This is a genomic window from Pseudomonas sp. NPDC089554 (assembly GCF_050280645.1).
Taxonomy (GTDB): Bacteria; Pseudomonadota; Gammaproteobacteria; order Pseudomonadales; family Pseudomonadaceae; genus Aquipseudomonas.
The window spans coordinates 1-6,089 of sequence record NZ_JBNNVR010000151.1; the positions used below are offsets into that span (position 1 = coordinate 1).

Annotated in this window: 6 protein-coding genes; 3 read left to right on the forward strand and 3 right to left on the reverse strand. The window is 65.7% G+C overall.

Going from position 1 to position 6,089, the window contains the following annotated elements; translation table 11 throughout:
* Positions 1 to 48 precede the first annotated feature (48 nt).
* The gene (locus ACQKPE_RS25530; RefSeq protein ID WP_427669460.1) at positions 49 to 651 is read right to left on the reverse strand and encodes a hypothetical protein; all 603 of its coding nucleotides are present in this window, start codon (positions 649 to 651) and stop codon (positions 49 to 51) included.
* A 132-nt stretch (positions 652 to 783) separates the two neighbouring features.
* Between ACQKPE_RS25530 and ACQKPE_RS25535 the strand changes: the two genes are divergently transcribed.
* Complete coding sequence (locus tag ACQKPE_RS25535) at positions 784 to 1,572, forward strand: dienelactone hydrolase family protein (RefSeq protein WP_427669461.1); 789 nt, start codon at positions 784 to 786, stop codon at positions 1,570 to 1,572.
* 29 nt (positions 1,573 to 1,601) lie between these two features.
* Positions 1,602 to 2,303 carry a 4'-phosphopantetheinyl transferase family protein gene (locus tag ACQKPE_RS25540; protein WP_427669462.1) on the forward strand — a complete coding sequence of 234 codons (702 nt, stop codon included), beginning with the start codon at positions 1,602 to 1,604 and terminating at the stop codon, positions 2,301 to 2,303.
* Here ACQKPE_RS25540 and ACQKPE_RS25545 read toward each other — a convergent pair whose 3' ends face one another.
* Together ACQKPE_RS25545 and ACQKPE_RS25550 are read right to left on the reverse strand one after the other, a co-directional pair.
* Positions 2,304 to 3,908 carry an ATP-binding protein gene (locus ACQKPE_RS25545; protein ID WP_427669463.1) on the reverse strand — a complete coding sequence of 535 codons (1,605 nt, stop codon included), beginning with the start codon at positions 3,906 to 3,908 and terminating at the stop codon, positions 2,304 to 2,306. It lies immediately after the preceding gene.
* Positions 3,905 to 4,606, reverse strand: coding sequence for a response regulator (locus ACQKPE_RS25550; protein WP_427669464.1), 702 nt, complete (start codon positions 4,604 to 4,606; stop codon positions 3,905 to 3,907). Before ACQKPE_RS25550 ends, ACQKPE_RS25545 begins: the two co-directional genes overlap by 4 nt.
* 812 nt (positions 4,607 to 5,418) lie before the next feature.
* On the opposite strand from ACQKPE_RS25550, the gene ACQKPE_RS25555 reads away from it, so the two are divergent.
* Positions 5,419 to 6,089: ATP cone domain-containing protein (locus tag ACQKPE_RS25555; protein WP_427669465.1), on the forward strand; the 671-nt coding region annotated here is incomplete at its 3' end.

Here is a 6,089-nt window from a genome sequence, read left to right on the forward strand (position 1 = left end):
CTCCGGGGCGGTTCGGCGCGAATAGGCCGCTACAGGATACCCTCAACCTCAGAACTTGTAGCTGGCTGCCAGGTAGGTCTGGGCGCTGCTGGTCAGGCGCATGGTGCCGGTCTTGGGCCCGCCGTGGCTGCTGATCTCGGTGGCGGCATTGCTGCGCAGGTAACGGTAGCCCAGCTCGACCGAGGTGTTGTCGGTCACCTGTTGCAGCACACCGGCCTGCAGGCCGACAGCATAGCCGTAGTCGGTGTCGCGGCTGGCGCCTTTCGATTCCTGGCTCAGCTTGACCATGCCCAGGCTGCCACCGCCGAACAGCTTGGTGCTGGACGAGATCGGCAGGAAGGCGTCGTAGCTGCCGAGCAGGTTTTCCTGGCGCAACTTGATGCCGTTGTGGTCGCCGGACACGTTGTCGTAAGTGATGTAGTAGCGGCCTTGGTCGTTGATCTGTCCCAGGCGTACGCCGTAGGTGCTGTCCTTGCCGATGATGCCGTCGGCGTTGAAGTGGTCGGTGTTGCGTTGCAGCAGGCCGGATTTGCGGATCTTGTCGCTGGTCTGGCCGTAGGTCAGGCTGGCGAAGGTGTCGTCGGCCTGGGCGCTGGTGATGCCTGCGGCGCAAACGGCCATGGCGGCGATCAGGGTATTGAGCGTTTTCATAGGTCAGGTACTCCAGTTGGATGCGTTGTGGCTGTGTGGGGGCTAGAGTAGGGAGCAAGCCCTGAACCGCTGCTGAACCCGGCCTGAACCCGGCCTGAACGAACCTTCGCCTGCAAAAATGGAGCGTTGAACATGCGTAGCTTGCTTGCCCTGGCCCTGATGTGCTGTACCGCCCTTGCCCAGGCGGCGGTGCAAACCCGCGAGATCCGCTACCAGGATGCCGACGGCACTGCGCTGATCGGCTACTACGCCTACGACGACGCGATCGAGGGCAAACGCCCCGGCGTGGTCGTGGTGCATGAATGGTGGGGGCTGAACGACTACGCCAAGCGCCGCGCCCGCGACCTCGCGGCGCTGGGGTACAACGCCCTGGCCATCGACATGTATGGCGATGGCAAGAACACCGAGCACCCACAGGACGCCCAGGCGTTCATGGCCGCAGCGCTGAAGGACCCCGCCGCCGCCCGGCGCTTCGATGCCGGCCTTGAGCTGCTGAAACTGCAACCGAACACCAACAAGCACCAGCTCGCCGCCGTGGGCTACTGCTTTGGCGGCAAGGTGGTGCTGGATGCCGCGCGGCGCGGCGTGAAGATGGACGGCGTGGTGAGTTTCCACGGCGCCCTGGTCACCCAGACCCCAGCCAAGCCGGGCGTGGTGCGGGCCAAGATCCTGGTGGAGCATGGCGCGGCCGACAGCATGGTCACGCCGCAGCAGGTCGAGGCATTCAAGAAAGAGATGGACGCGGCGGGCGCCGACTACCAGTTCGTCAGCATCGAAGGCGCCAAGCATGGTTTCACCAACCCCGATGCCGACCGCCTGAGCCATGGTGGCCATGGCGGGCCGGATATCGGCTACAGCAAGGCGGCGGATGAAAGTTCTTGGGCGGACATGCAGGCGTTCTTCAAGAAGGCCTTCGACTGACAACAACCGCGGCTGGCACAATAGCCGCCATGAACAGACTCCCCACCTGCTGCTCCGCGCTTCAGCACCACTGGCCACTGCCCAACCCGCTGCCGGGTGCGCAGTTGGTCAGTTGCACCTTCGACCCTGCCCGCCTGGCCGCCGACGACTTCGAACGCGCCGGCATTGCCCAAACCCCCAGCCTGCAACGCTCGGTGGCCAAGCGCCAAGCCGAGTACCTGGCCGGCCGGGTCTGCGCTCGCGCCGCCTTGCAGCAGCTCGATGGTCGCGACTATGTCCCCGCCACCCATGAAGACCGCTCGCCGATCTGGCCCGTCGGCATACATGGCTCGATCACCCATGGCCAGGGCTGGGCCGCCGCCGTGGTGGCCAGCTCGAACAGTTGCGCCGGCCTGGGGCTGGACCAGGAAACCCTGCTCGATGACGAGCGCGCCGAGCGCCTGGCCGGGGAAATCCTCACCCCCGCCGAGCTGCAACGCCTGGACCCGGCTCAGATCGGCCTGACCGTGACCCTGACCTTTTCGCTCAAGGAAAGCCTGTTCAAAGCGCTCTACCCGATCACCCTCAAGCGCTTCTACTTCGAACACGCCGAGGTGCTGGAGTGGTCAGCCGATGGCCAGGCGCGCCTGCGCCTGCTCACCGACCTTTCGGCGCAGTGGCACAACGGCCGCGAGCTGCAAGGCCAGTTCTGCGTCAACGACGGCCACCTGCTGAGCCTGGTCAGCGTCTGATCAACTGCGCGCCTGCTCCCGCGGCCAGTTGAGGCTGAAGCAGGCGCCGCCCAGCGTCTCGCTGCGCCCGACCACCGCCCGCCCACCGTGCCAGTAGATGATCCGCCGCACGATCGACAGGCCCAGGCCATGCCCGCCCGAAGCCCGGGTGCGGCTGTCGTCCAGGCGGGTGAACGGCGTGAAGATGCGGTCCCAGACGCCTTCTGGAATGCCCGGCCCGTCATCCTCCACCTCGATGCGGCAACGCTGCTGGCCCAGCTGGTAGCTCAGGCGCACCTGCGACTCGGCATGGCGCATGGCATTGCTCACCAGGTTCTGCAACGCCCGGTGCAGGTAGCGCGGCTCGGCCTCGACCCAGGCCTGGGCATCTTCCCCAGGCTGGCACACGCCACGCAGCACCTGCACGCCGGGGCGCAGCGGCGACAGCTCGGCGATCACCCGTTCGAGCAGCGCGTCGAGGTCGACCCGCTGGAACTTCAGGGCCGGCGCGCCCTGCTCCAGGCGCGCGTAGGTGAGCATCTCGTCGACCAGCTTGTCGAGGTCCTGGATGTCGCCGTCCATGCCAGCCAGGTGCTTGGCCCGCGCCTGGTCGGTGCTGGCGCTTTCGATCATCTCAAGGCCGAAACGCAGGCGCGCCACCGGCGTGCGCAGCTCATGGGACACCGCCCGCACCAGCTCGCGTTGCATGCTCAGCGAGCGCTGCAAGTGCTCGGCCATGCCATTGAACGCCGCTGCCAAGCGCCCCACCGAATCCGCGCCACCGGCCGGCACGCGGGTGTCGAGGCTGCCCTGGGCGATACGCGTGGCGGCGATTTCCAGGCCCGTGACACGGCGTTCGAGCTGACGCACCAGCAGGTACACCACCAGGCCGATCAGGCACAGGCCGAGGAAGGCGATCAGAATCAGCAACTGCGGCGGATAGGGGTTGAGCTGGTACAGCGGGCCGATCTCCAGCACCAGGGGCGAGCCGGCCAGCCCGGAGAACACGCGGATCGAGTCGCCATCGCGGCCCAGCGCCATCACTGTGTCGCCCTCCTCCACGCGGCGCCGCTGGTCATCGTCCAGCCCTACCCGCTCCAGGCGCTGCAAGGCGATATCGAAGCCAAAGCCCTTGCTCTGCTTGATTTGCGCCAGGCGCTTCTGCTGCTCGGTCACCGGGTAGCGCACCAGCTCGTCGGCCAGCAGGTACAAGGTGGCCCGGGCCAGTTGCTCGCTGACCTGCTTGACCTGGGCCAGCAGCAGCAAGTCCTCATTACCGACCTGGCGCAACACCTGGGCAGTGTGTGGGCCGACCTTGTCGACCAGCACCAGGCCGCGCTGCAAGCGGCTGCGCTGGGCGCTGTCGAGCGCTTGCGCCGACAGCGGCACCAGCTCCAGTTGCACGCCGAGCAGGCGCTCCCACATCAGCAGCGAACGCTTGCGCTCCACCTCGTTCTGCGTCGCCAGGTTGTCGGCCATCAGGCTGAAAGTACCCTGGGCCAGGCGCTCGCGGTGCTGGCCGGCGCGCACCTCGTTGACCAGATGCAGGCTGAGCACGCCGAGCACGGCCACCAGCACCAGCACCGCGAGCATGCCGCCATACACACGCAGGAAGATCGAGTTCATGGGGTGGTGTCGCCGACGAACAGATAGCCCTTGCTGCGCAGGGTCTTGATCAGGCGCGGGTGGATCGGGTCGTCGCCGATCTTGGGGCGGATCTTGGAGATACGCACGTCGATGGAGCGGTCCTGGCCGTCATAGCCGACGCCGCGCAGGGAAGTGAACAGCTGTTCGCGCGACAGCACCTTGCCAGCGTTGCTCGCCAGCAGCCAGAGCAGGTCGAACTCGGCGCCGGTGAGGTCGATCTGCTGCTCGCCGAGCCACGCCTCGCGCAGGCGGTTGTCGATGCGCAAGGGGCCGAAACGCAGGTCGTGGCGCTTGCTCTCGGGCGCATCGACGCGCCGCAGCAGCGCGTTGATGCGCGCCAGCAACAGGCGCGGGCGCACCGGCTTGCAGATGTAGTCGTCGGCGCCCAGGTCCAGGCCCTGCACCTGGTCGAGCTCGTCGCTGCGCGCGGTCAGCATCAGGATGGCGCCGGGGTACTGGCCGCGTACCCGGCGACAAATGCTCAGGCCATCCTCGCCGGGCAGCATCAGGTCGAGGATCACCAGGTCCGGCTGGCTGTCGATGATGCGCCGCACCGCGCGGGCGCCATCGCCTTCCACCGCGACCTCGAAGCCATTGCCCTGGAGGAACTCGGCGGTGAGTTCGGCCAGGCGCTGGTCGTCCTCGACGATCAGGATGCGCGGGATGGGTTGGTCCATGGAGTTCCTCTGCTTCTTATAGTTATTTGCTCGTCAGTGTCGGCCCTTTCGCGGGCAAGCCCGCTCCTACAGGGGCGGCGCAAAACCTGTAGGAGCGGGCTTGCCCGCGAATAGGCCAGCACAGGCGACCACGCTTCACCAAAGGGCAACATTTGCCCCGGATACTACGTCCCACACCCCGCACTGCCAACCTCACCCGGCGCACCGTCGTGAAGAGTTTTTCGTGATACGGTTCGCGCCCGCAAGATTCTGCAACGGGCTTTTGAGAAGCTGAAAAATAGTGAAATCCTCGTGCGACAAGGCCTACAGCGAATACTCACCTTTCACTCACAAAGTACGCACAACTTATCCACAGCCCAGTCACCTTGCAAAGCCCCCAATACCGCATTATCTTGTATCCCCAATGCAGCGAACCACTACATGTTGGGGTTCGACCAAAATCACAAACACAAGCCCGCGCAGAAATTCAAGCGTTTTTTCTGGCGGAACTTTAGGTGATTTCAGCAGCCGAAGCGCTCCTGCGCAGGCGACCGAGGCAAGCCCGCCAGGGCCTTGTTCGGGTATGGGTGTTGCAGGCATTGCCTGGCACCCGACAGCAACAGTTTTTGGGGCAAGACCCAGAACCTTTGACTTCGGCCAGGGAGCGGCATTCGATTGCCCCTTATTCCTGAGTCTGTCCCGAAGTCGGTGTAGCCCGAGGCGGCGAATGCACGTGCGCGTAGCATCCCCGCCTGGGCCGTCGAACTGATGGATGGAACGGTGGGCGCCGTCAAGGCGCCTGAACAATATAGAAACTGTGGAGACACCCACCCATGCAAACCGACACAACTCGCGAGAACCCGCAGGCCCTGGCGCCGCAGGCTGCCGATTCCAACCAGGATCTGGCTGCCACCGCCCCTGGCCAACTGCGTGTGATCAAGCGCAACGGCACCGTCGTCGCCTACACCGACGACAAGATCACCGTTGCCATCACCAAGGCGTTCCTCGCAGTTGAAGGTGGCACCGCCGCTGCCTCGTCGCGCATCCACGACACCGTAGCGCGCCTGACCGAGCAGGTCACCGCCACGTTCAAGCGTCGCATGCCATCGGGTGGCACCATCCACATCGAAGAAATCCAGGACCAGGTCGAACTGGCCCTGATGCGCGCCGGCGAGCAGAAAGTTGCCCGCGACTACGTGATCTACCGCGACCAGCGCGCCAAAGAGCGCGCCACCCGCGCCACCACCGACACCGTGGTAGAGCCGCACCCAAGCATCCGCATCACCCTGGCCGACGGCAGCCTGGCGCCGCTGGACATGGCGCGCCTGAACACCATCATCAGCGAAGCCTGCGAAGGCCTGGCCGAAGTCGATGGCCAGCTGATCCAGCGCGACACCCTGAAGAACAGTGTCTGTACCGAACGCAGGGCACGGCAATCCGGCCGGGTCAGCAGCCACAGCTGGGTGTCGCAGCCCGGCAACGCGCCGCTCAGCGCCTCGACACC

Coding starts and splice junctions, on each gene's coding strand:
- ACQKPE_RS25545 (WP_427669463.1), bottom strand. CDS start 3,908: ATGAACTCGATCTTCCTGCGTGTGTATGGCGGCATGCTCGCGGTGCTG.
- ACQKPE_RS25550 (WP_427669464.1), bottom strand. CDS start 4,606: ATGGACCAACCCATCCCGCGCATCCTGATCGTCGAGGACGACCAGCGC.
- ACQKPE_RS25530 (WP_427669460.1), bottom strand. CDS start 651: ATGAAAACGCTCAATACCCTGATCGCCGCCATGGCCGTTTGCGCCGCA.
- ACQKPE_RS25535 (WP_427669461.1), top strand. CDS start 784: ATGCGTAGCTTGCTTGCCCTGGCCCTGATGTGCTGTACCGCCCTTGCC.
- ACQKPE_RS25540 (WP_427669462.1), top strand. CDS start 1,602: ATGAACAGACTCCCCACCTGCTGCTCCGCGCTTCAGCACCACTGGCCA.